Source organism: Nocardioides panacihumi (assembly GCF_039530925.1).
Taxonomy (GTDB): Bacteria; Actinomycetota; Actinomycetes; order Propionibacteriales; family Nocardioidaceae; genus Nocardioides; species Nocardioides panacihumi.
Map to the genome: position 1 here is coordinate 799,311 of NZ_BAAAPB010000002.1, position 23,774 is coordinate 823,084.

A 23,774-nucleotide genomic window follows, 5' to 3' on the forward strand; every position below is an offset into this window, starting at 1 on the left:
TGCTGCCATTTGCCGGGTCGAGCCGACGTGGCGGCGCTCACACACATCGACAGCGGTGATGACGCGGATAGAAAGACGCCGATTCCCCGGTCTCTGGCCCTTTGCGACAGTGGCGGAGTTCACACCACAGTCAGTCCGCTTCGGGGCGGTGACGACGAGCCAGAAAGAATCGCTATGACCAGAAGCACGAGGCTCCGCCTGTCGGCGATGGCCGTCCTGCCCGTCCTGGGTGCCGGCCTGCTCGCCGGCTGTGGCTCCAGCGACAGCTCCAACAAGAGCGGCTCCGAGCCGCAGACGATCACCTTCTCGTACCAGATCGCCAACCCGAACGCGAAGAGCGTCTTCGCGACGCTGTCCCAGCAGTACGAGAAGGCGCACCCGGGCGTCACCATCAAGACCAACCCGATCGCGCTCAACACCTACGGGAGCACGCTGACCACCCAGCTTCAGGCCGGCAACGGTCCGGACGTGTTCTTCGTGAACGCCGGCAGCGGTCAGGCCGGGTCGGTGACCGAGCTCGCCCAGGCCGGCAAGCTGCTCGACCTGACCGGCAAGGTCAACGCCGACGTCGTTCCCGACAACGCGAAGGACCTCTTCTACTCCAAGGACAAGCTCGTCGCGATCCCGCCCTACCTGGCACCGACGGGCCTCATCTACAGCCCCGCCGCCGCCAAGGACGCGGGCGTCACGGTTGACGCGACCTCGACGCTCGACGACGTGATCGCGCAGTGCAAGGCCGCTCAGGACAAGGGCAAGGCGATCTTCGGCCTCGCCGGCGCCATGTCGCCCAACACGGCCATCTTCACCTCGGCCCTGGCCGCCGACACCGTCTACGGCCCTGAGCCCGACTGGAACCAGAAGCGCGCCAAGGGTGAGGTCAAGTTCGCCACCAGCGACGGCTGGAAGGCCGCGCTGCAGGCGATGAAGGACCTCTACGACAGCAAGTGCTTCCAGGACGGTGCCGCCGGTGCGGGCTTCGACGCCCTGACCAACGGGATGGGCCAGGGCAAGATGGTCTCCTTCAGCGCCCCTGGCGGTGGAGCGAAGGACATCATGGACTCCACGCACGGTGCCGTCACGCTGACCGTCCTGCCGATGCCGGCGCCCTCCGGCTACCAGACCTACCTGATGGCGGGCACCCCCGACGCCGTCGCCGGCAACGCCAAGACCAAGAGCCCGAAGCTCGTCGAGGACTTCCTCAACTGGATGACCCAGCCCGCGCAGTCCAAGGCGGCGGCGGACGCGTCCGGTGAGGTCCCGGTCGGCAAGGTCGACACCTCCGCCCTGCTCCCCCAGTACGCCGGCGTGGCCGACCTCCTCGCGCAGGACAAGACCGCCGCCTACGGCTACCTCAGCTGGCCCAACGGCGAGGTCTACAACGCCCTGGGCACGGGCGTCACCGGCCTGCTGACCGGCCAGAAGAGCGTCGACGACGTGCTGAAGTCGATGGACGACGCCTGGGGCAACTGACCCACTCCGGCGGTGAGGGCTGACAACGGGCGGCCCTCACCGCCGGACATCTTGTGCACTACCAAAGAGAGGTACAGAACATGAGCGCGACGACATCCGCGACGCTCGCCGACCAGCCGAAGCCGCCCGACGGAACCGGATCGGCTCCGTCCGGTCGCGAGGCACGATCCCGCCGGCGTACTCGGCGCATGTCCGCGGCGGTCCCCGCCTGGTGGGCGTTCCCCGGGATCCTGCTGGTCCTTGCGCTCATCTACATCCCCACGGTGCTCGGCGGGTTCTACGCCTTCACCGACTGGAGCGGGATCGGGGGCTGGAGCTTCGTCGGCCTCGACAACTTCGTCAAGATCTTCCAGACCGACGAGCTGGTCGGTGCGCTCAAGAACACCATCGTGCTGGCGGTCGCGTTCGTCGTGCTGACCAACCTCGGCGGTCTCCTGTTCGCTCTCGCGCTCAACCGGGGTCTCAAGACCCGCTACCTCCTGCGCACCCTTCTCTTCATGCCCGTCGTGCTGGCACCGATCGCCGTCTCCTACATCTGGAGCTTCATCTTCGCGTTCGACGGGCCGCTCAACCAGGCGCTGCGCGGCCTCGGCCTGGACTCCTGGCAGAAGGACTGGCTGGCCGACCCGACGCTGGCGAAGCTCTGTGTGCTGACGGTCATGGTGTGGCAGAACGTCGGTCTGGTGATGGTCATCTACCTGGCCGGACTGGCCACCGTGCCCATCGAGATCGAGGAGGCGGCCGCGATCGACGGCGCCGGCCGCTGGAGCAGGTTCTGGCACGTCGTCCTGCCGTCCATCCGACCGGCCGTCGCGATCGCCACCACGCTGATGCTCGTCCAGGGTCTCCGAGTCTTCGACCAGATCATGGCTCTCACCGGCGGCGGCCCTTCCGGCGCCACCCAGACCTTGGCGACCGAGATCTACCAGCAGACGCTGGTCTTCGGGAAGTTCGGCTTCGGCGCCGCCCTCGCCCTGCTCCTGAGCGCCCTGATCCTCGTCTTCTCCATCTTCCAGCAGCTCATCATGCGTGAGCGTTCCGCCACGGGGGCATGACATGTTCCGCTACCGAAGCCGCACCCTGGTGCTCGAGATCGTCATGATCCTGGTGACCCTCGCGATGCTGTCGCCGTTCTGGCTGCTCATCATGACGTCGTTCAAGCCCGGCGAGGACGTCTTGCAGACTCCGGCCTTCCAGCCGCCGAAGCACCCGACACTCGACAACTTCAAGTCGCTCCTGGAGTCCAGCAACGGCGCCTCCAGCACCATCCTGAAGGGCCTCGAGAACAGCCTCATCATCACGGCGGGCAGCGTCATCGGGCTCATCGCCTTCGGATCCATCACGGCGTACGCCCTCGTGCGCACCAAGAGCCGCTGGACGAACCGGTCCTACTTCCTGTTCCTCATCGCCATCATCCTGCCCACTCAGCTGGGCGTGCTTCCGCTGTACGTCGAGGCCCGCAACCTCGGACTGGTCGGATCCCGCATCGGCATGATCGTGGTCTACACGGGCGTGCTCCTGCCGCTGGCCGTGTTCCTCTACGCCGGCTTCTTCAAGACACTCGACCCCGAGTACGAGGAGGCGGCGCGGATCGACGGAGCCTCGAAGTTCCAGACCTTCCTCCGGGTGGTCTTCCCGCTCATGGGGCCAGCCACCGGAACCGTCGCCATCCTGGCCGGACTCATCGTGTGGAACGACTTCTTCACCTCGTTGATCTTCCTCAACGGCTCCGACGTCCAGACCCTGCCGGTGGTGATGTACAACTACGTCGGCTCCCTGGTCTCGCAGTGGAACCTCGTGTTCGCGATCGTCCTGCTCTCGATGCTGCCGATCCTCGCCTTCTACATCGTCGCGCAGCGGCGCTTCATCCAAGGCTTCAGCGGCGGCCTGAAGGGCTGAGTCGAGGCGTGTGCCATCGATGCTCCTGTTCGAAACAGGTGTCTGCTCCGCACCCCGTAGGTACAGGACCTGCGGACAAGGGGTGCGGCTGTTCGCCGCCTCGTCAGCGGTCGAACATGGCGCGGACCAGGCGACGCACGCGCAGCGGGCGCCAGTGCACTCCGCCGTCGTAGGAGACGACCCGGTGTCCGTATCGATGGCGCAGCGGAGCGGCCAGGATCCCCTCCGGGGCGTTCCATTCGATCTGATCCGCTGCTCCTCGGGGGCCGGTGACCGGCGCGAACGCGGTGTTCTCCACGCTGGTGGCGACGGCGTGGGTGAAGTACGACAGATGCAGGCGCCCGTCACGCAACACGTCGACCTGGGTGCAGTTGGCGTCGTACGGGGTGCCGATCCCGTCGGTGGCGCCGACCATGTCGAAGGGCAGAGCGACGTCGTGCCAGCTGCGGCCGCCGTCTGTGGTGAAGTCAGCGCGCCACAGCCCGATCACGACGTTGTCGGCGAGAATCGCCGGCTCGCTGCCGAGAGAACCGCCGTCGCACTCCCATCGGTAGCCGGTCGAGAGCCTGTGCCGGGTCCAGGAGACGTGGTCGTCGGTCCACGACAACACTCGCCTGGGGCCGTCCAGGCACCACAGGCGCCCACGCAGGTCCACCGTCGCTGAGCCACGACACAGCTTCGGGAGGCGCTCGGTGCTCACAGTCCTACTGGTCCGATCGAGCAGGAGCCCGCGTCCGAATGCGACATCGCCAACTCGGTACGCCCGCCGCGCGCGCACCCGGGTCAGAACGGTGATGCCCCGCGCGCTGACGTAGACGGCATCCCCCCGGGCGGCGTACGGCTCGAGCCCGATGAAGCCCCGACCAACGGGCGCCCAATCAAGCTCGCCCCAGTCGAGCGGTTGGGTCCAGCGCCGGAGCACACTTCCGTCGCGGTCGACCAGGGAGACCGCAAAGGGGCCGAGGTCGACGCTCGGCCACCACCTCCGCGGCATCTTGCTGTAGACCAGCAGGGCACGGCCATGTCCTCGCACCCAGGTGTACGGCGTCCGAGCTCCCGCGATCACTGCATCCGCATCCCGCCCAGGAGATGCCGCACGTTCCGACCGTTCGACCGGGACTGGCGCACCTGAGCTGTTGCGACCCGTTGCCGAGAGATCGAGGCGGATCGACGTGACAGGCCATGCAGGCGTCGCCTCTGGCGTGAGCACCGGCGTCACGGGCTGGCGCTGGAGGTCGGTGGCGTGGTTCCTGGCGTGGTCGGGCGCATCCATGTGCTGGCTGTTCGGGCTGAGCGCAGCGACGCCTGCGCAAACCACCAGTGCGGCCAACCAGTTCGCGGGGAACATCTCGTTGCTCAACCTCTCCCGACGTCCCGGCACCGACCCGCCATGGTTCCCACCCTTCGCACGACGATCTTCGCAACGCTCGTGCGGCCGGACGCGCCGGAGGGGCTGTGCCGACTGACGGCGAGCCGGACGGGAGTGGGTCCGGCGGATCGCGTGCTCATGGGCGCTGCGCCCTGAAGCTCAGGTGTCCCATGAGGTCGGGCAGGCCGATGCGGTAGGCCACGGCGGAGTAGGCGGACGGCGCGTGCGCCAGCGCCTGCGGTAGGTACCACGCGTACCGGTCAGGCGCGTCGTACATGCGCAGCTCGATCGTGTCGAACCCGGTGTTGCGGCACACACGGGTGACGGTTCGCCTCGAGTTGAAGCGGTAGTGGGTCGGAAACCTGTGGTCGTGCCCGGCTGAGGGTCCTTTGAGACGGTGCAGGACCGCAGGCTGAATCCCGAGCCTGTTGGTCGCCCACGCCGTCGCGCCGAAGTAGTGCCGAACGTTGAGGGTCAAGGCGAACCAGGATCCGCCCGGGCGGAGCATCGCTGCGCAGGCTGAGGCGAAGGCGCGAGGGTCTTCGACGTGTTCGAGCACGTAGACCGACAGGATCACGTCGTATCGGCCGGGATGCTCGAGGGCGAGCTCTTCTGCCGTCAGCCGGTGCCTCTCGGCGATCCCAGCGTTGCGCTCGATGGCGTGGTCCGGGTCGGTCCCGACGATGAACGGATGGCAACGCAGCAGGGGCCGGAGGTCGCCCGACGCGTGCTCTCCCGCACCCACGTCGAGGACCAGCCCCTCGTCGGGACAGTGTTGCGCCGCCCAGCGAGCCAAGGCTCGCACCGGGTTCGCCGGCGCAGCGATGATGGATGTGCTCGCCATGATCGCTCCCTCCTGCGGACACCCGATCCCGATGCTGACGGCACGCGGCCGCGGCGTCGTCGTCGCGCTACCAAGATGGCAGGAACTACCCACGCGTTCCACTGCTCGCTAACCTGAGGCAAGCGGCTCGGGAGGGCGCGGCGTGGCAGCAACGGAGCGTCGGACGAGCGAGTGGGTCGACCTCATCGGCGACCTTCTCGCACGGCCGGTTGCGGCCTTCCCCCACGCGCTGCTGACCGCGCGCCTCCACGACACGTTCGGGAGTCAGGTCGGGTGGAGCTGGTTCGACTCGCCTGACCGTTGCGGCTTCGAGCTCCACACGCCGATCCCGGGGTTCCCCACCCCGGAGGTACGCAAGGTCATCAACGCGGCCGTCCCTCACCATCCCGTGCTGCGCTGGTTCAACGTCACCGGCGATCACGCTCCGATGTCGATCGGTCGCGTCCCGGCCGCCATGGTCGACCAGGTCGCCCGTGACACCCGGCAGGAGTTCTTCGTCCCGCTGGGGGTCGAGCACCAGGTGGTCATCCTGTATGAGATGTCAGGCGCGACGGTGCGGGCCTTCATCTTGTCCCGCGGCCGTCAGGACTTCACCGACAGCGACCTCAAGACGGCCACGATGGTGCAGCCCCTGCTGGTTCTCCTCGATCGGCAGATCTCGGCATACCGCGCCTGGGCGCCAAACGCCTCGACGGACCTGACCGGACGCGAACTGGCCGTGCTCCGACTACTCGCCGAGGGCCGGACAGCCGCCGGAATCGCAGCCCGACTCGCGATCTCCGAGCGCACAGTCCACCGGCACCTGGAGCACGTCTACCGCAAGCTCGGAGCCCGCGACCGGGTCACTGCCGTCCTCGCTGCGCGAGATGCGGACCTGCTACCCCCGACGGCACTCGAGCCGGCTCCAACCAACCCCCGGTAGTGACAGCTCTCCCCGACCGAGCGCAACGTCATACGAGCTGGTTGCCCTGGCAGCCCGCTCGTATGACGTCCGGGCGGGTCTAGGAGCGCGTTCCCGTGCGGTGCCCGCATGCCGTCAGCCAACGTGCGCGGACAGACGCCGGTCGGGCAGGGCAAGCGACACGGCGGCGCCACCGAGCAGCACCAGCATCAACGCCGTGAAGACCGCGGGGACCGCGGTCTCCACTCCGGCGCCGAGGTCGTTCGCCGTTCCGTGGGCCGCGAATGCCGCGCCCAGACTCGCCGCGCCGATCGTCACCCCCAGCTCGCGCACCAGCGAGACGGTGGACGTGGAGGACCCGACGTGCTCGGGAGGTGCGGCGTCCTGTGCTGCGATCGTGATCACCTGCATGAAGAAGCCGGCTCCGAGGCCGAGGAGAGCGATCGCCGCAGCCGCACGGCCGATGCCCCAGGACTGGTCGAGAGTCGCCAGCCAGCTCATCGCGCCGGCGCCGAGCAGGCACCCGATCAGAGGCAGGCGTCGGTAGTGGCCCGTTCTCGACGTCCATCGTCCTGTCGTCACGGTGGAGACCATCATGCCGAGCACGAGGGCGAGCAGGATCGCGCCTGACATCGTCGGTCGCAGTCCGAGGACGGACTGGACGACGGTCGGCAGATACCCGACGAGCCCGAACACGGCGGCGCCGTTGACGAAACCCAGGCAGCTGGCTACGGCCACCGTCCTGTTGCGCAGGACTCCGATCGGAATCAGCGGATCGGCGTGCGTCAGCATCCGGACGGCGAACCCGGCACCACAGACCGCGGTCACACCCACCCATCCCAGGAAGCGCGCCGACAACCAGCCGGCGTCCGCCACCTGTCCGGTCGCAAGGACGACCAACCCGGTGATCGCCACGGCGTAGAGGACGAAGCCGGGCACGTCGAGACCCCCGCCGCGACCGGCCGAGCGCGCGCGGGGAACGGCGCGGTAGGACAGCACCCAGGCGAGAGTTCCGAGCGGGAGGTTGACCCAGAAGATCCAGCGCCAGCCGACCGTGTCGGTCAGCGTCCCGCCGAGCAGGGGCGAGATCACGCTGGAGACCGCGAAGACCAGCCCGACCGGCGCCATGAACCTGGCGCGCTCCCGGGCGGGCACCGCGTCGGCGACCACCGCCTGCGACATGACCAGGACGCCGCCGCCTGCTACGCCCTGCAGGATCCGCAGGGCGATGAGCATGTGCATGTCGGACGCCACACCACAGGCGCCCGAGGCCAACACGAACGCCGCGATGCTGGACAAGTAGATCGTGCGGCGCCCCCGCAGATCCCCCAACCGCCCGAACAGCGGCATCGCGACGGTCATGGCGAGCGTGTAGCCGGCGAACACCCAGCCGACCGACGCTCGGCCGCCGACGTCCCCGACGATCGCCGGCAACGCCGTCGCCACGATCGTCTGATCCATCGCCGTCAGCAGGGTGACGACGAGCAGCGCGGGCAGGAGGCCCGAGTGCGCCGTTGTTCGTGCGGGCGCGAGAGAGCGATCGAGCACGACCGTTCCTCACCTTCCGGTGATGACGCGGCGATGTGCGCGAAGCCTGGCGTTGCCAGGCCCGACGGGTGGCGCAGCGGCGACCGACCCCGACGTCGCTCACGACTTTACCGGCGATCGCGGGCATGCAGCGCCACATCGGCATCGAAGTAGCCGATGCGGCACATCGCCAGTTCGGGGTTCCCCGGCCTGTGTCGAGCGCCACATCCTGAGGCATCTCGCAGCGTCGTCCGGCGCTGCGCCACTGGCGGAAGAGGAACGGTCAGCATGAGCTCGGCACAGTCGGAAGTGCTCGGCGCGATCCGGCGAGGCGTCAGCCTCTACTCGTACCAGGAGGAGTTCTTCCTGCGCACGATGTCGTTGGAGGACTGCATCGCGCACGTCTCCTCGATCGGCGCTACCGGGGTCGAGGTGATCCCCGAGCAGTCACTGGTGGGCTACCCCGACATCACCGACGCGCAGGTCGAGCAGTGGCACGGATGGATGTCGCGCTACGGCACCACGACCAGTGCCACGGACCTGTTCCTGGACACCAAGCGTGTCGCCGGCCGGTGGCTGACCCACGACGAGCAGGTCGCCTCCTTCCGTGCCGACATCGACCTCGCCGTCCGGCTCGGCGCGCCGGTCATCCGCGCGATCATCAACACGCCGCCCGAGGTCATGCGTGACGCGGCGCCGTACGCCCGCGACGCCGGCGTACGGCTGCTGCTCGAGGTGCACGCGCCGTTCCACTACGAGCACCCCTGGATCCTCGAGCACCTCGAGGTGATGCACGCCGAGGGTGGCGTCGCGCTCGGTCTGATGCCCGACATGGGCACCTTCGTCGAGCGGTTCCCGCGGGTCGTCTCCGACCGGGCGATCCGTGACGGCGCCCGCAAGGACCTCGTGGACTACATCGTCAAGCTCTACGACGACCACGGCGACACCCACGCGCTGATGGACATCGTCCACTACCGCGGCGGCGGGCCCGTCGAGATGGGACTGGCGCGGCAGGCCACCCACTTCATCTACCGCGACCCCGAGGAGCTGTTGCCGCACATGCCGCTGATCGGGCACATCCAGGCCAAGTTCTACGAGATGGTCGACGACTCCAGCGAGTACAGCATCCCGTACGACCGCATCGTCCCCGTCCTGGAGAAGGGCGGCTTCAACGGCTTCCTCTCCAGCGAGTACGAGGGGAACCGGCACATCCAGGATGCCTTCCCTGTCGACAGCCGCGAGCAGGTGCGACGCCAGCACGCGATGTTCTCCGCACTGCTCGGCGAGACCGACGACCACACCCGGACGGCTTGAGGAGCTCCCATGTTCGACAAGTACATCGTGGTCGAGGACAGCCTGCGGGCCTCAGACCCCGAGCACCGGAACCTCGCTGTCGACGTCCGGATGCCGTACTACCGCGGCCTCGGGCTCTCGATGGTGGAGGGCGTGGATCTGGTCGTCGACGGCACTCCCGTCCCCCCGACCGCGACCACCTTCACGGTCCACGGCAGGACGTACGACATGACCGATCTGCCGGGCGTGCTCGACGACCGCTGGGAGATGGGTGAACCCGCCGAGATCGGCTTCACGCTGGATCGCCCCCTGACGTCCGGGCCGCACGAGGTCACGGCCTCCGTTCGCCTGCGGATCTCGTACATGCCCGTGCCCGGCGGTGGCCGCGACACCAAGACGCTCGTGCTGGCGTGACGCCGCACCTTCCTCCAAGGAGCAACACATGACCGCCGTTCAATCAGTCCTGGTCGTCGGAGCGGGGGCCGCCGGCACCGCCACCGCGATCCTCCTCGCAGAGCAGGGAGTCTCGGTCGACCTCATCGACATCAAGCCGGACGTGAGTGCGCTCGGCTCGGGCATCACGCTGCAGGGCAACGCACTGCGCGGGCTGCGGGACCTGGGGGTGTGGGACGCCGCCTCCAGCCGCGGGTACGCCTTCGACACCCTCGGGCTACGCGCACCGGATCCGAACGGCACCCTCCTGGTCGAGCTCACCGATGTCCGCACGGGTGGCCAGGACCTGCCGGCCACCATGGGCATGTACCGGCCCGACCTGGCCCGCATCCTGGTCGACCGCGCCGTCGAGGCGGGCGCGAAGGTCCGCTTCGGCACCAGCTGCACCGCGCTCGTCCAGGACGAGACGGGCGTCGACGTCACCTTCGCGGACGGATCGTCGGGTCGGTACGACGTCGTCGTCGGCGCCGACGGTGTCCGGTCCTGGACCCGCACCGAGGTCGGGATCGACCTGGAGACCCACAGCACCGGCATGGGCATCTGGCGGATCTTCGCCCCGCGCCCAGAGTCGGTGACCCGCACCGACCTCGTCTACGGCGGCCCCTGCTACATCGCCGGCTACTGCCCGACCGGCGAGGACACCCTCTACGCCTACCTGGTCGAGGACGCACAGGACCGATCCGCGCTGACACCGGACGAGTCCCTCGCCGTCATGCGCGACCTGGCGGAGGCTTACCACGGGCCATGGGACGAGATCCGGGAGTCGATGACCGACCCGGCACGGGTCAACTACACCTGGTTCGAGACCCATGTCCTCGAGGGACCCTGGAACCGCGGCCGCGTGGTGGTCATCGGCGACGCCGCGCACACGTGCCCGCCCACCCTGGCTCAGGGCGCCGCCCAGGCACTCGAGGACGCCACGGTCCTGGCGGAGCTCCTCCTCGCCCACGATGAGGTGTCCGAAGGGCTGTGGTCGGAGTTCACCGACCGACGCCAGACCCGCGCGAGCGAGGTCGTTGCCGCATCGGTCCAGCTCGGCCAGTGGCTGCTCGACCACGAGCAGGGTGACGTCCCCGCGCTGATGGCTCGCATCGCCCACCTGCTCAGCGAACGTCCCTGACGAGATCTCAAGCGAAGGACATCCCGTGACCGACCAGGCCATCAACGCACCCGTCAACGATCGGGGCGAACGACTCATCACCCACCTCCGCCACGTGGATCTCGCCGTGCCGGACTACGACAAGCAGTTCCGCTTCTACACCGAGATGTGGGGGCTCTCGCCCGAGACCACCGATGACGGCATCGCGTTCCTCGCGGCTGAGGGCTCCCCGGAGCAGTACTCCGTCCGGCTGCGCAAGGCCGACGAGAAGCGGCTCGACCTCATCTCCTTCGGTGCCGCCACTGCGGCGGACGTCGACACGATGGCGCAGCGCCTCGCCTCTGACGGCGTCCAGCTGATCGCTGACCCGGACAAGCTCAACACTCCTGGCGGCGGGTACGGGTTCCGCTTCTTCGACAACGACGGCCGCACGATCGAGATCTCGGCCGACGTCGCCGTACGGCAGCACCGCAAGATCGAGGAGGGCGAGTCCATCCCGGTCAAGCTCTCCCACGTCGTCATCAACTCGCCGAACCCCGAGGCCACCGTCGCCTTCTACGAGAGGCACATGAAGTTCGCACTCTCGGACACGCTGACCTCGCCGCACATGGGCGACGTCATGTGGTTCATGCGGACCAACCCGGCACACCACAGCCTGGCGATCGCGCGCGGCCCGCACGTCGCGCTGCACCACGCGTCGTTCGAGATGCGCGGCATCGACGAGTACATGCGCGGCACCGGTCGGATGCTGCGCGCCGGCGTCGAGAAGATCTGGGGACCTGGCAGGCACATGGCCGGCAACAACACCTTCAGCTACTTCCTCGACCCGCACGGCAACACCATCGAGTACACGACCGAGCTCGAGGAGCTCGACGAGGACACCTGGCACCCGCACCTCTACGACTTCTCCGACCCAGAGGTCACCGACCAGTGGGGCACCGCCAACCCGATGAACGAGCTCGTGGCCAAGCAGTCCTTCAACGACCCGGACCGCGGCGTCTTCGTCGCGCCGCCGGTCTGAGGGACGTGAGGACCGGCCATGAGACTCGCCACCTTTCGCACCCTCGGCGGCGTCGACACGGTCGGCGTCGTCGAGGGTGATCAGCTCCACCCGTTCCCGACCTGGCTGACGATGCTCGACGTCGTCGGGGGCGGCCTCGACTACGCCCGCGAGCTGGCGGCCAAGGCCAGGCAGGCGGACGGCGTACCCGTGTCCGCGGTGCAGCTCCTCGCGCCGCTCAGGCCCCCGAGCATCCGCGACTTCGTCACTTTCGAGGAGCACGTCGAAGGGGTACGGCGCAGCGTCGACGGTGCCTCGGGCGTCCCCGAAGCCTGGTACGACGCCCCGACCTTCTACTTCACCAACCCGCACTCGGTCCTCGGCGACGGCGACGTGGTCGAGTTCCCGTCAGCCTCGAGGGCACGCGACTTCGAGCTGGAAGTGGCCGTGGTCGTCGGCCGCGAGGGACGCTCCCTGGACGCCGAGCAGGCGAGCGCAGCGATCTTCGGCTACGTCGTGCTCAACGACTGGTCGGCCCGCGACCTGCAGTCGCGGGAGATGCAGGTGGGTCTGGGGCCGGCCAAGGGGAAGGACTTCGCGAACACCCTCGGGCCGTGGATCGTCACCGCGGACGAGATGGACGCGTACAAGGACGGCGACGGATTCCTGCAGCTGCGGTGCAGCGTCGAGGTCAACGGCGAGCTCGTCGGCCATGACCTGCTGTCCAACATGGGATGGAGCTTCGAGACGATGATCGCGTACGCCTCGCGCGACAGCCGGGTGCTTCCCGGGGACGTCCTCGGCTCGGGCACCACCGGCAACGGCGGGTGCCTGGCCGAGCTGTGGGGTCTGCGAGGCGAGCGGACGCCTCCGCCACTCGTCGACGGTGACGTCGTCACCGTCACCGTCGAGGGCATCGGGGCGCTGACCAACCGCGTCGGCACCGCCCCGGAGCCGCCGGCACTTCCTGCGTTCCGCGCACCCAGCCGAGATCGCGACCGCACTGCGATGTTCCCGGCCTGAGCCACCACCCATCAAGCGAAGGAAACCGATGTTCGAGTACTTCCCCGGCAACTACGTCTGGAACCTGGGGGTCGTGGCGACACTGAACAGCGGCGGGCTGATCGACGAGGTCGATCGCGCCTGCCGCCCGCTGCGTGAGCTGGCCGCGCAGGGGTCCGACGTCGGCACAGCACAGTTCATGGCCGCCTGGAGGAACGTCGCCGACCAGCTCGAGGAGCAGGCCGCTGAGGCCGAGAAGGCCGGCCACCTCCGGACGGCAGGCCAGAAGTTCTTCCGCGCCTCCGTCTACGTCTCGCAGGCCGAGCGGATGCAGAGTGCCCGCGACACCGGCCGCAACGTGGAGTACCAGCGCAGCGTCGACCTCCTGACGCGGTCGTTCGAGCTCATCGATCCGCGCACCACCAGGGTCGAGGTGCCGTACTCGGAGCACGGTGTGACCACCAGCCTCCCGGCGTACTTCCACGACGCGTCGACCGACGGAGAGCCGACCCCGGTGATGATCGTGTGGAACGGTCTGGACTCGACGAAGGAGATGATGGTCGGCGCCGGCATCCACCACGAGCTCGCAGCCCGTGGCGTCTCGACCTTGATGGTGGACTGCCCTGGCAGCGGCGAGGCGCTGCGGCTGCGCGGCCTCACCGCCCGCGTCGACACGGAGGCATGGGCGGCCGCCTGTGTCGACCACCTCGAGACGCGCGCGGACGTACGAGCAGACCGGATCGGTCTGGTCGGATGGTCCTTGGGCGGCTACTACGCGCCCAGGGCCGCCGCGTTCGAGAAGCGGCTCGCGCTCGTCGTCGCCTGGGGCGCGAACCACAACTGGGGTGCGGTCCAGAAGCGGCGCCTGGAGCGGGAGGGCGAGAACCCCGTCCCGCACTACTGGGACCACGTCCTGTGGGTGTGGGGCGAGACCGATCTCGACGCATTCATCTCCACGTCGGAGGCCGTGCACCTCGACGGCGTCGTCGAGCAGATCGACGTGCCGTTCCTCATCGCCCACGGCCAGAACGACCGTCAGATCCCGCTCGAGTACGCCCACCGCTCCTACGACCAGGCCGTCAACAGCCCGAAGCGGGAGCTTCGCGTCTTCAGCCCGGAGGAAGGTGCGACCGAACACATCGGGCTCGACCACTTCCCGCACGTGATCACCTACATCGCCGACTGGGTGATGGACACCTTCGCCGAGCTCGACCGGTGAAGCCGGAGGAGATCGACCGCACCGACCCCGAGGGCACCATCGCGGCGGCGGTCGCGCGGGTGTCCAACTGGGGACGTTGGGGCGCCGACGACGTCCTCGGCACGATGAACTTCCTCACCGATCAGAAGCGCCGCGATGCCGCCGTGCTCATCCGCACAGGACAGTCGATCTCGTTGTCGCAGCCCTTCGACATGGACGGTCCGCAGAACGGGTGGCGACGCCGCACCAACCCGGTCCACACCATGCTCGACACCGGCACGGACGCGGTCGCCGGCGTCCAGGGCTTCCCCCATGGTCTCGGTGGCGCCGACGACGTCATCGCCATGCCGCTGCAGTGCTCGACCCAGTGGGACGGTCTCGGCCACATCTTCGACCACGGCAAGACGTGGAACGGACGCCCCGCCGACCAGGTCGTCACCTGCCTCGGCGACAACACGACCGGCATCGAGACCGTCGCCGACATCGTCTGCGGGCGCGGCGTCCTCCTCGACGTCGGTCGCGCTCTCGGGACCGACGGCGAGCTGCCCGACGGCTTCGCGATCACCGAGGAGCACCTCGAGCGGACCATCGAAGCCCAGGGCCCGACCTCGACGGTCGGGACCGGCGACATCGTCGTGGTCCGCACCGGCCAGCTCAGCCGCGCACGACGCGGCCTGACCGCGGGCGACGGGTGGGGTGCGTACGCAGGCGGCTCCGCGCCCGGGCTCTCGTTCAGCACCGTCGACTGGCTGCATCGTGTCGAGATCGCCGCGATCGCAACGGACACCTGGGGCTTCGAGGTCAGGCCGAACGAGTTCGACCATGCGTTCCAGCCCCTCCACCAGGTCGCCATCCCCCACCTCGGCCTCTTCATCGGCGAACTCTGGGACGCCGACACGCTTGCCGCAGCGTGCGCTGAGGACGGCCGCTACGACTTCTTCCTCACCGCGTCTCCGATCCGCGTCACGGGTGCCGTCGGCGCGCCTGTCAATCCGATCGCCGTCCGGTGAGCGGAACCCGGCTCGGTGAGGGCGCCACCGACACAGGACCGTGCGCATGCGCGTCGTCACGACGACGGGCCGTGCCCAGAAGCAGACAACCCGGACCCCAACTGGGGTCCGGGTTGTCCGGTATCTCCTGAGAGATCACAGAGTGGAGCTGCGGGGAATCGAACCCCGGTCCTCGAGCATCGATCCAGGTCTTCTCCGGGTGCAGTCTGTGGGTGTCGTTTTCTCGGCCCCGGCGCTCGACGCAGACACGTCACCGACAGGCCCAGTGAGCTAGATGTCCCTGCGAGCCCCACTCACGAGAGCAGGCAGGTAAGTCTCCTTGATGACGCCAGGATCAGGGCCGGAGACGGTCGCCCTGTCTGACGCTTCGATCACCGCTCAGGCGGCGAGAGCGAAGGAACTGCGCTTAGCGTTGGCAGTTATAGGTTTCCAGCGAACGTTTACGAGATGGCGCTGGCTTCTCGACCCGCTTCCCCTGGAACTAATGTCCCAAGTCGAAACCGATCAGCCCCTCTTGACTTGTCAACGGCCGCCGAAGCGGCCGACGGGTCAACACTACCGGGGTGCCCGGCATTCCACACGTCGGTATCAGTCGCGGATGCCCTTGAGGTAGCGACCGACGGCCTGCTCCTTCTCCCGGTCAGCCGTGCGCTCGGCGATCGACTGGCGCTTGTCCCACGCCTTCTTGCCTCGGGCGAGTGCGATCTCGACCTTCGCGCGGCCGTCGCTGAAGTACAGCGACAGCGGGATGACGGTGAGGCCCTTCTCCGACACGCGGCGGTCGATCTTCTCGATCTCCTCCTTGTGCAGCAGGAGCTTGCGCTTGCGGCGCGCGGAGTGGTTGGTCCAGGTGCCCTGGGTGTACTCCGGGATGTGCACCGCGTGCAGCCACGCCTCGCCGTTCTCGATGTCGACGAACCCGTCGACCAGGGACGCCCGACCCTGACGCAGCGACTTCACCTCGGTGCCCGTGAGGACCAGGCCGGCCTCGTAGGTGTCCTCGATGTGGTAGTCGTGCCGCGCCTTCTTGTTCTGCGCGACGAGCTTGCGCCCCTGTTCCTTCGGCATCCCACCATTCTCGCAAGCGATCGCAAGCCGATTCGAACCGCGGGGTCCCGGAGCGCTACGAGCCGTGCCTGCCGGCACCCTGAGCGAAGCGCCCGGCGCCGCCGATCCCGTCCGCGGCCAGCGAGTCGAGGCCGACCTGCAGCTCGTAGGCCATCGCGTCCTCGAGCGGCAGCGCCTCGCCGTGCAGCAGCGAGAGGCGATCGTTGCGCAGGCACGTCTGCGGCAGTGCGGCGAGCTGCGCGGCGAGCTCCTCCGCGGCGGCGCGGGCCGTGCCGGGCTCGACCACGCGGTTGACCAGCCCGAAGGAGAGCGCCTCGGCCGCGTCGACGGCGCGACCCGTGAGGATCAGGTCGAGGGCGCGGCTGCGGCCGATCAGCCGCGGCAACCGCACCGTGCCGCCGTCGATCAGCGGGACGCCCCAGCGTCGGCAGAAGACACCGAGCACGGCGTCCGCGGCGGCCACCCGCAGGTCGCACCAGATCGCGAGCTCGAGGCCGCCGGCGACGGCGTACCCCTCGATCGCGGCGATCACCGGCTTCGAGAGCTCCAGCCGGGTGACGCCCATCGGGCCGTCGCCGTCCGGGGCGACGCGGTTCTGCGCGGGCGTCCCGATCGCCTTCAGGTCGGCGCCGGAGCAGAAGGTGCCGCCGTCGCCGTACAGGACCGCGACGGCTGCCGTCGGGTCGGCGTCGAAGTCACGGAACGCCGCGGCGAGCTCCGCGGCCGTCGCCCCGTCGACGGCGTTGCGGCTCCCCTGCCGGTCGAGCACGACGGTGACGACCGGGCCGGAGCGCTCCACGCGGACAGCGCCCATGGCGGGTCTAGAGCACCGTCTGGGGGTCGATCGGGTTGCCGTCCTTGAGCACGGTGAAGTGCAGGTGGCAGGCGGTGGACCAGCCGGTCGTGCCGGCGAGCGCGACGGTGTCGCCGCGGCCGACGACCTGCCCGACGTGGGCGCGGTACTGCGAGATGTGGTTGTAGATGACCGTGTAGTTGTGGCCGTTGATGTTGCCGAGGCTCAGGTAGAGGCGGTTGCCCCAGACGCTGGAGTAGTACTCGCTGATCACCCGGCCGGTGTCGACCGCACGCTCCGGCACGCCGCACGGCGCGTGGAAGTCGTCGCCGTCGTGCAGGCCCCAGTAGCCGTAGATCGGGTGCTTGCGCCAGCCGTACGGCGAGGTCACGTAGGTGTCGGCGACGGGGTTGAGGAACATCCCGCTGGTCTGACCGACGTTGCGGTTCCCCTCCTTGTGCGCGTGCGCGAGGATCTGCTGCCGGATCTTGTCCTCCTGCCGCTTGAGCTTCTTGAGGACGGCCACGTCGTGCTGCCGGGCCCGTACGGCGGCCTGGCGGGCGCCCGCCGCGCCGGCTCGTGCCTGCGCGTCCTGCGCGACCGACGCCGCGACCGCGTCGCGGGCCGCGACGGCCTGCTGCTCCAGTCCCTGGACGACGACGAGGTGGTCGGCGGCCTGCTGGCGCTGGACCGCGACCGCGTCGGTCGCGTCCTTCACGTCCTGCGCCCTGACCTTGAGCAGCACCTCGGAGGTGCGCAGCGACTGGTACTGGGCCGACTGGCTGGCCAGCACGGTGTCGTTGAGCTCCTGCTGCCGCGCGATGTCCTCGGGGGTCTCGGCGTTCATCAGTGCGGCGAACGCGAGCAGACGCGGGTCACCCTGCTCGACCATGTCGGCGAACGTGTTGCGCACGCGTCGCTTCTGGGCTGCGACGGCCTGCTGTCCGTTGGCGAGGTCGGTGCGCGCCTGGGCGAGCCGGGCCTGGGCTGCGGCGAGCGCGGCCTGCATGCGCTGGTCCTCCGCCTGCGCTGCGCCGAGCGCCTGCTCCGCCGTGGCGAGATGGGCCCGGGCGCTGGCGAGTCGCGCCTCGGCGGCGGCGAGCACCTTGTTGGCGGCGTCCAGCTGCCGGGTCGCGGCGGCCAGCTGAGCGCTGGACTCGTCGAGGTCGTGGCCGGCCTGCTGGACCTGCTGGTGGACGTGCTTCTGCTTCTGCTTGAGCTTGTCACCGTTGGCTGCGGAGGCCAGGGGCAGCGCAGGATCGAGGATCGGGACTGCCAGGCCGCCGACGGTGACGGCAGCCAGGGTGGCAGCCGCGAGGCGTCGGCGTCCGAGCGTGCGGGGGAAGGTGCGCACGGTTCGAAGCCTTCGTGTTCGGGGAAGAGAACGCCTCGACGGTAGATGCTGAGCGCCCGGGTTCCGGGGATTTCGGAACCCGGGCGCGTCACGCCTCTCTCAGACCTTGAGGTACTTCCGCGTCAGCAGAAGCGTCGGCACCAGCGTGAGCACGGGGCCGAGGATCGCGACCACGAGGACGGCCCACCAGAACTGGCTCCAGCCGATCCAGAGGATGAAGTCCAGCGACTTCGCCAGCTTGCCGACCACGCCGAAGCGCATGAAGGCGGCCAGCGCCGCGGTCGCGAGTGCGACGCCCACGACCGCCGTCACGACCGCTTCGAGAAGGAACGGCAGCGCGATGTAGAGCGTCGAGGCGCCGACCAGCCGCATGATCGCGATCTCGCGCCGGCGGGCGAAGGCCGCGAGCCGGATGGTGTTCGCGACGAGCAGCAGGGCGGCGATGCCCAGGAAGATCGCGACCAGGCCGGCGCCGTACTTCATGTAGTCGATGAAGCTGAGGATCGGGCCGACGACGTTGCGCAGGTCCTGGACGCGCGAGACGCCGTCGAGCCCGACGACCGCCTCCTTCACGACCTCGGCCTGGTGCGGGTCCTTGAGCGTGATCCAGAACGACTCGGCCATGTCGTCCTGGGTGATCACGGCGTCGGGGCCGGTGAAGCGCTCGCTGCCGTAGAGCTGCTTGACCTTGGCGAAGGCCTCGGCCTTGGACTCGAGGTAGAAGGAGTCGACGTTCGGGTCGTCCTGGATGACCTTCGAGATGGCCTGCTTCTGCGCGTCGGTGACCTCGCTCGCGCAGGACGGGACGTTGTCACCGTTGCGGCACAGGTAGACGGTGATCTGGAGCTGGTTGCCCCACTGGTCGGCGGCACGCTGCGCCTGCTGGTTGAGCAGGACGCCCATGCCGACGAGCGTCAGCGAGACGAAGAGGGTGAGGACGACAGCGATGTGCATCGACAGGTTGCGACGCAGACCCTGGACGAGCTCGGAGAAGACATAGCGAAGCTGCATGGGGCTCTTTCTGTTCTCTGCTGATCGACGGGTTGGGCCGGCGCTGATCAGTCCTGGGAGCCGTAGCCGCCCTGGGACTGGTCGCGCACGACCCGGCCGTTGCCGAGCTCGATGACGCGCTTGCGCATCTGGTCCACGACGCCCGCGTCGTGGGTCGCCATGACCACCGTCGTGCCGGTCCGGTTGATGCGGTCGAGCAGCTTCATGATGCCGACGCTGGTCGCGGGGTCGAGGTTGCCGGTGGGCTCGTCGGCGATGAGGATCATCGGCTTGTTGACGAAGGCGCGGGCGATCGCCACCCGCTGCTGCTCGCCACCGGAGAGCTCGTCGGGCATCCGGTCGCCCTTGCCGTCGAGGCCGACGAGCTCGAGGGTGTCGGGGACGCGCTTGGAGATCTCGGCCTTCGAGTGGCCGGTGACCTGCATCGCGAAGGCGACGTTCTCGGAGACCGTCTTGTTCTGGAGCAGGCGGAAGTCCTGGAACACGGTGCCGATCTGTCGGCGCAGCCGCGGCACCTTCCAGCCGGCGAGGCGGTTGATCTCCTTGCCCGCGACGTAGACCCGACCCTCAGACGGGCGGGTCTCGCGGAGGATGAGCCGGAGCGCGGTCGACTTGCCCGAGCCCGACTGCCCGACGAGGAAGACGAACTCGCCCTTCTCCACGTCGACGGAGACCTGCTCGAGCGCGGGTCGTCCGGATCCGGGGTAGGTCTTGGTCACCTTCTCGAAGCGAATCACCCGATCGAGGATAGGCGGTGGGTCGAAGATCGCGGACATCTCAGTGCCGCGTCTGGGCCGCGACTCTAAGGTTTGGGCGTGGCTACCCGGTCCGGCATCGTCCGTGCGCTCATCCTCGCGGTCGCCGCGACCGGTGCCGCGATCACGGTGGGTGTCGTCCGTGACTCCCCCCGACCGGCCGCGCCGAGCGCGTCGACCGGGCCGACCACGCAGCCGCTGGCGACGGGGCTCGGGTCCGTGGACACGTCGACGGCCGCCGTACGGCGCGGGCCGTTCTGTGACGCGGTGCCGGGCGCCGACGTACAGGCTGCGGTCGACGACCCGTCCCCCTCGGCGGCCACCTGGTCGAACGGAGACCAGCTCGGATCGGGCACCGACGTCGCACACGAGTACGGCTGCTCGTGGACCGCACCCGCCGGGACGGCGGCGTCGGGCTGGGTGTTCGCCCCGCCCGTCACGGTCCAACGCGCCCAGGAGCTGGTCGCCTCGGCGAAGTCGCGGCCCGGCTGCAAGCCGCTCCCCGGCGCGGCGACGTTCGGCTCCCCGTCGATCGCTCTGACCTGCACGACGGGTGGCAAGACGACGCTGTCCTACCGCGGCCTCTTCGGAGACGCCTGGCTGGTCTGCCAGCTCGCCGGCTCGCGCGCCACGGACCCGGCCGACGTGGCCGACCGCTGGTGCGCGTCGGTGCTCCGGTCCGCCGCCTGACCTGCCCGGACGTCATACGAGCTGGCTGCCAGGGCAACCAGCTCGTATGACGTTGCGGCTCAGTTCTGGGCGGCCTTGTCGGCACCCCGGCGCCAGCGGATGCCGGCCTCGAGGAAGCCGTCGAGCTCGCCGTCGAAGACGGCGGTCGGGTTGCCGGTCTCGAAGCCCGTACGCAGGTCCTTGACGATCTGGTACGGGTTCAGCACGTAGTTGCGCATCTGGTCGCCCCAACTCGCGGCGACGTCGCCCTTGAGGTCCTTCTTGAGCGCGGCTTCCTCTGCCTTCTTCTTCGCCAGCAGCTTCGCCTTGAGGACGACCATGGCGGAGGCCTTGTTCTGCAGCTGCGACTTCTCGTTCTGGCAGCTGACCACGATCCCGGTGGGGATGTGCGTGAGGCGGACCGCGGAGTCGGTCGTGTTGACCGACTGGCCGCCGGGGCCGCCGGAGCGGAATACGTCGACGCGGACCTCGTTCTCGTCGACCTCGATCTCGTCGGTCTGCTCGAGCACCGGCACGACCTCGACCGCGGCGAACGACGTCTGACGGCGGCCCTGGTTGTCGAACGGGCTGATCCGGACGAGGCGGTGCGTCCCGGCCTCGACCGAGAGCGTGCCGTAGGCGTACGGCGCATGGATCGCGAACTCGGCCGACTTGATGCCGGCCTCCTCGGCATAGGAGACGTCGAAGACCTCGACGGGGTACTTGTGCTGCTCGGCCCAGCGCGTGTACATCCGCATCAGGGTCTCGGCGAAGTCCGCGGCGTCCACACCGCCGGCGCCGGAGCGGATCGTGACGATCGCCTCGCGCGCGTCGTACTCCCCCGACAAGAGGGTGCGGACCTCGAGCGCCTCGACCTCCTTCTTCACCCGGCCGAGCTCGGTCTCCGCCTCGGCGAGCGTCTCGCTGTCGGCCTCCTCCTTCGCCAGGTCGACGAGGATGCCCACGTCCTCGACACGGCCGTTGAGGGTCTCGAAGCGCTCGATCTCGCCCTGCAGGAGGGAGAGCCGGCCGGTGACCTTCTGGGCGTTGGGTTGGTCGTCCCACAGGTCAGGCGCGGCGACCTGCTCCTCGAGAGAGCTGACCTCGGCCTTCATCGTGTCGAGGTCGAGCACCTGCTCGATGGTGCGCATGGTCGCCTGGAGCTGCTTGAGCTCGGCGTCGAAGTCGGGGCCTGCCACAAGAGCCAAGGCTACCGGCCCCGTGTGCACCGCCGTGATTCCCCGCGGCGGCGCCCGCTCAGCGGCGGCCGAGGACCTGCGAGGCGTACCAGCGCCCGTCGGACCCCTTCCTGGCTGCCACGGCGACCAGGCGGAACTCGCGGTGCAGGATGTTGGCACGGTGCGGCGGGGACTTCATCCACCCGTTGCGTACGACGCCGCGGCCGCTGCTGAAGCCGTACGCGACGTTCTCCCCGACGGTGCGAAGCCCGCAGCTGCGCAGCGGGACGCGGATGTCCTGGTGGAACATCCGACGCTGCGCGGCCATGCGTGCGGCCTGGCGGGCGGCGAAGCGCTCCAGGCACCGGTCGGTTCGCAGCCTGTTCAGGCCGTGGGAGGCCCTCGCTGCGTTGGTCGCTCTGACGGCGTCGACGCCGTAGTCGTGTGGCGTGACCGCCTGCGCGGACGGGCCGAGCAGGACGAACGCCACCATCAACGCGACGGCGGCAACGACGGACGGGACGATCGATCTGGTGGGGACAGACATCCCCACGAGGGTGCGACGTGAGGTGGCGCGACGTCAAAACGACTCGCCGCATCGCCCTAGCCTCCATCGACGGTGACCACCGCCGACCCGCTCGCGCCGACCACCGGACGGTCCGGCGACCCCGGCACGTGCAGCGGCAGGTCGGCCGGTGCACGTAGCCGTACGACGACCCTGTCGGCGCCGACCGTCACCTCGAAGCGCAGGCCCGGATAGCGCCGGTAGGCCCCGGTGTCGGTGAGATAGCCGGCGACCGCCGCGCGGGCCGCCTGCTCGCTCACCGTCAGGCGCCGGCCGCCGAGGCCGCCGGCGTACACCTCGAGCCCTTGTGCCCCGAGGTCGGCGCCCTGCAGTGCAGCCCCGTCCGCGAGCGTGTCGAGGCTCTGGCGCTCGAGGAACGCCGCGGTCGCGTCGACGACGACGGCGACCGCCACCAGGAGCACGGCCACGAACCCCACGATGAGCGGGATCGTCGACCCCCGGTCGGTCCATCTCCGATCATGGCGACGCGGCATCGCCGACCTCCTGGAACCGCCCGATCGGCACCGTGTGAGAAGCGTCGAGCGCGAACACAGGGTCGCCGAGCCCGAAGGAGCCGGGCAGCCACGGAAGATCGACGCTCGTCTCGACCCGCACGGTGACCACCGAGGTGCCGGCGTGACAGGCACGGGGGTACGGCGTGCAGCGCACGCCCAGGTCGAGCGGTGCCACGCGCAGCCCCTGGTCGGCGAGCGCCTGGCGGGCCGCCACCCTCGCGCGCGCCTCCCCCAGCGCGTCCGAGTCGGCCAGTGCGTACGCGCGACCGGCGGCACGGGCGGCCGCGCTGACCGCGAACGCCCCCCGCTGGACCTCGAAGACCGACATCACGACCCACACGAGCGGGACGAGCAGGAGGATCGCCAGCCAGCTGAACTCGACCAGCGCGGTGCCACGGTCACCTCGCCGCCGGGAGCTCACGGGCTCTCCTCGACGGCGTGACCGGTGACGTCGAGCGCGAACGCCGGGCCGCCGAGGCCGAGAGCAGGCACCTCGGCGTGGATGACGATCTCGATCGCAGGGGCCCCGTCGACGGTCGCCGGCCGCGCGCGGATCGACTGCGCGTAGCGGGCGGACAGGACGCCGTCGAGCGCGTCACGCGTCTTCTCGATCCCGTCGGCGGGGCCGTGGTCGGCAGTCGCGGCGAAGCGCGCCCCCTCGGAGGCGGCACTGGCCAGGGTGTTGCGCACGAACAGCACCAGCGCCACCTGCAGGATGCCGAGCACCAGCGGCACGAGCAGCCCCAGGACGAGCACGAAGTCGACGACCGCGGCGCCGCGGGACGACCGCCTCACGCCCCC

The 23,774-nt window shown here is 69.3% G+C and carries 25 protein-coding genes and 1 other RNA gene; 12 read left to right on the forward strand and 14 right to left on the reverse strand.

Going from position 1 to position 23,774, the window contains the following annotated elements; all coding sequences use genetic code 11:
- The first annotated feature begins 174 nt into the window (after window positions 1–174).
- The 3 genes from ABD205_RS13045 (at window position 175) to ABD205_RS13055 (ending at window position 3,369) form a co-directional block, all read left to right on the forward strand.
- Entirely contained in the window at window positions 175–1,470 is a 1,296-nt protein-coding gene (locus tag ABD205_RS13045; protein WP_344045286.1) for an ABC transporter substrate-binding protein, read from the forward strand.
- A gap of 80 nt (window positions 1,471–1,550) precedes the next feature.
- On the forward strand, window positions 1,551–2,525 hold the full coding sequence (locus tag ABD205_RS13050; RefSeq protein ID WP_344045288.1) for a carbohydrate ABC transporter permease: 975 nt from the start codon (window positions 1,551–1,553) through the stop codon (window positions 2,523–2,525).
- Between the two features lies 1 nt (window position 2,526).
- Window positions 2,527–3,369: a carbohydrate ABC transporter permease gene (locus ABD205_RS13055; protein ID WP_344045290.1), complete on the forward strand. Its 843-nt coding sequence runs from the start codon at window positions 2,527–2,529 to the stop codon at window positions 3,367–3,369.
- Window positions 3,370–3,472: 103 nt separating this feature from the next.
- Here ABD205_RS13055 and ABD205_RS13060 read toward each other — a convergent pair whose 3' ends face one another.
- The gene (locus tag ABD205_RS13060) at window positions 3,473–4,435 is read right to left on the reverse strand and encodes a hypothetical protein (RefSeq protein ID WP_344045292.1); all 963 of its coding nucleotides are present in this window, start codon (window positions 4,433–4,435) and stop codon (window positions 3,473–3,475) included.
- Between the two features lie 439 nt (window positions 4,436–4,874).
- Window positions 4,875–5,582, reverse strand: coding sequence for a class I SAM-dependent methyltransferase (locus tag ABD205_RS13065; protein WP_344045294.1), 708 nt, complete (start codon window positions 5,580–5,582; stop codon window positions 4,875–4,877).
- A 142-nt stretch (window positions 5,583–5,724) separates the two neighbouring features.
- Between ABD205_RS13065 and ABD205_RS13070 the strand changes: the two genes are divergently transcribed.
- Window positions 5,725–6,504: a helix-turn-helix transcriptional regulator gene (locus ABD205_RS13070; RefSeq protein WP_344045296.1), complete on the forward strand. Its 780-nt coding sequence runs from the start codon at window positions 5,725–5,727 to the stop codon at window positions 6,502–6,504.
- 114 nt (window positions 6,505–6,618) lie between these two features.
- On the opposite strand, the gene ABD205_RS13075 is transcribed toward ABD205_RS13070, so the two are convergent.
- The gene (locus tag ABD205_RS13075; RefSeq protein ID WP_344045298.1) at window positions 6,619–8,031 is read right to left on the reverse strand and encodes an MFS transporter; all 1,413 of its coding nucleotides are present in this window, start codon (window positions 8,029–8,031) and stop codon (window positions 6,619–6,621) included.
- Between the two features lie 267 nt (window positions 8,032–8,298).
- Here ABD205_RS13075 and ABD205_RS13080 point away from each other — a divergent pair, with 267 nt between their 5' ends.
- Genes ABD205_RS13080 through ABD205_RS13110 form a run of 7 tightly spaced genes read left to right on the forward strand, consistent with a single transcriptional unit; the run spans window position 8,299 to window position 15,065 of the window.
- Entirely contained in the window at window positions 8,299–9,324 is a 1,026-nt protein-coding gene (locus tag ABD205_RS13080; RefSeq protein WP_344045300.1) for a sugar phosphate isomerase/epimerase family protein, read from the forward strand.
- A 9-nt stretch (window positions 9,325–9,333) separates the two neighbouring features.
- A complete protein-coding gene (locus ABD205_RS13085) occupies window positions 9,334–9,717 on the forward strand; it encodes a C-glycoside deglycosidase beta subunit domain-containing protein (RefSeq protein ID WP_344045302.1) in 384 nt (127 codons plus the stop codon).
- A 28-nt stretch (window positions 9,718–9,745) separates the two neighbouring features.
- Complete coding sequence (locus ABD205_RS13090; protein WP_344045304.1) at window positions 9,746–10,876, forward strand: FAD-dependent monooxygenase; 1,131 nt, start codon at window positions 9,746–9,748, stop codon at window positions 10,874–10,876.
- A gap of 25 nt (window positions 10,877–10,901) precedes the next feature.
- On the forward strand, window positions 10,902–11,876 hold the full coding sequence (locus tag ABD205_RS13095) for a VOC family protein (RefSeq protein ID WP_344045306.1): 975 nt from the start codon (window positions 10,902–10,904) through the stop codon (window positions 11,874–11,876).
- An 18-nt stretch (window positions 11,877–11,894) separates the two neighbouring features.
- Window positions 11,895–12,878, forward strand: a complete 984-nt coding sequence (locus ABD205_RS13100; protein WP_344045308.1) for a fumarylacetoacetate hydrolase family protein — start codon at window positions 11,895–11,897, stop codon at window positions 12,876–12,878.
- Between the two features lie 28 nt (window positions 12,879–12,906).
- Window positions 12,907–14,076: an alpha/beta hydrolase family protein gene (locus tag ABD205_RS13105; protein WP_344045310.1), complete on the forward strand. Its 1,170-nt coding sequence runs from the start codon at window positions 12,907–12,909 to the stop codon at window positions 14,074–14,076.
- Window positions 14,073–15,065, forward strand: a complete 993-nt coding sequence (locus ABD205_RS13110) for a cyclase family protein (RefSeq protein ID WP_344045312.1) — start codon at window positions 14,073–14,075, stop codon at window positions 15,063–15,065. The genes ABD205_RS13105 and ABD205_RS13110 overlap by 4 nt, the downstream gene beginning before the upstream one ends.
- 140 nt (window positions 15,066–15,205) lie before the next feature.
- Here the strand turns inward: ABD205_RS13110 and ssrA are convergent.
- From ssrA to ftsE, 6 genes are all read right to left on the reverse strand, one after another.
- Window positions 15,206–15,577, reverse strand: a transfer-messenger RNA (tmRNA) gene (gene ssrA / locus ABD205_RS13115).
- A gap of 76 nt (window positions 15,578–15,653) precedes the next feature.
- Entirely contained in the window at window positions 15,654–16,133 is a 480-nt protein-coding gene (gene smpB / locus ABD205_RS13120) for an SsrA-binding protein SmpB (protein WP_344045314.1), read from the reverse strand.
- Between the two features lie 55 nt (window positions 16,134–16,188).
- Window positions 16,189–16,947, reverse strand: a complete 759-nt coding sequence (locus ABD205_RS13125; protein WP_344045316.1) for a crotonase/enoyl-CoA hydratase family protein — start codon at window positions 16,945–16,947, stop codon at window positions 16,189–16,191.
- 7 nt (window positions 16,948–16,954) lie between these two features.
- Window positions 16,955–18,280: a peptidoglycan DD-metalloendopeptidase family protein gene (locus tag ABD205_RS13130; protein WP_344045318.1), complete on the reverse strand. Its 1,326-nt coding sequence runs from the start codon at window positions 18,278–18,280 to the stop codon at window positions 16,955–16,957.
- Between the two features lie 99 nt (window positions 18,281–18,379).
- Entirely contained in the window at window positions 18,380–19,291 is a 912-nt protein-coding gene (gene ftsX / locus ABD205_RS13135; RefSeq protein ID WP_344045320.1) for a permease-like cell division protein FtsX, read from the reverse strand.
- A 47-nt stretch (window positions 19,292–19,338) separates the two neighbouring features.
- Window positions 19,339–20,028 (reverse strand): cell division ATP-binding protein FtsE, encoded by a 690-nt coding sequence (gene ftsE / locus ABD205_RS13140; protein ID WP_344045322.1) that lies wholly within the window; start codon window positions 20,026–20,028, stop codon window positions 19,339–19,341.
- A 78-nt stretch (window positions 20,029–20,106) separates the two neighbouring features.
- On the opposite strand from ftsE, the gene ABD205_RS13145 reads away from it, so the two are divergent.
- A complete protein-coding gene (locus tag ABD205_RS13145) occupies window positions 20,107–20,736 on the forward strand; it encodes a hypothetical protein (RefSeq protein ID WP_344045324.1) in 630 nt (209 codons plus the stop codon).
- A gap of 59 nt (window positions 20,737–20,795) precedes the next feature.
- Here the strand turns inward: ABD205_RS13145 and prfB are convergent, their stop codons facing one another.
- The 5 genes from prfB to ABD205_RS13170 are packed head-to-tail and all read right to left on the reverse strand — an operon-like array spanning window position 20,796 to window position 23,768.
- Entirely contained in the window at window positions 20,796–21,914 is a 1,119-nt protein-coding gene (prfB, locus tag ABD205_RS13150; protein WP_344045326.1) for a peptide chain release factor 2, read from the reverse strand.
- 58 nt (window positions 21,915–21,972) lie between these two features.
- Entirely contained in the window at window positions 21,973–22,440 is a 468-nt protein-coding gene (locus tag ABD205_RS13155) for a CAP domain-containing protein (RefSeq protein ID WP_344045328.1), read from the reverse strand.
- Between the two features lie 56 nt (window positions 22,441–22,496).
- Window positions 22,497–22,952, reverse strand: coding sequence for a pilus assembly protein TadG-related protein (locus tag ABD205_RS13160; RefSeq protein ID WP_344045330.1), 456 nt, complete (start codon window positions 22,950–22,952; stop codon window positions 22,497–22,499).
- Window positions 22,936–23,394 carry a hypothetical protein gene (locus ABD205_RS13165; protein WP_344045332.1) on the reverse strand — a complete coding sequence of 153 codons (459 nt, stop codon included), beginning with the start codon at window positions 23,392–23,394 and terminating at the stop codon, window positions 22,936–22,938. The genes ABD205_RS13160 and ABD205_RS13165 overlap by 17 nt, the downstream gene beginning before the upstream one ends.
- Window positions 23,391–23,768, reverse strand: coding sequence for a TadE/TadG family type IV pilus assembly protein (locus tag ABD205_RS13170; protein ID WP_344045334.1), 378 nt, complete (start codon window positions 23,766–23,768; stop codon window positions 23,391–23,393). The genes ABD205_RS13165 and ABD205_RS13170 overlap by 4 nt, the downstream gene beginning before the upstream one ends.
- Between the last annotated feature and the right edge of the window lie 6 nt (window positions 23,769–23,774).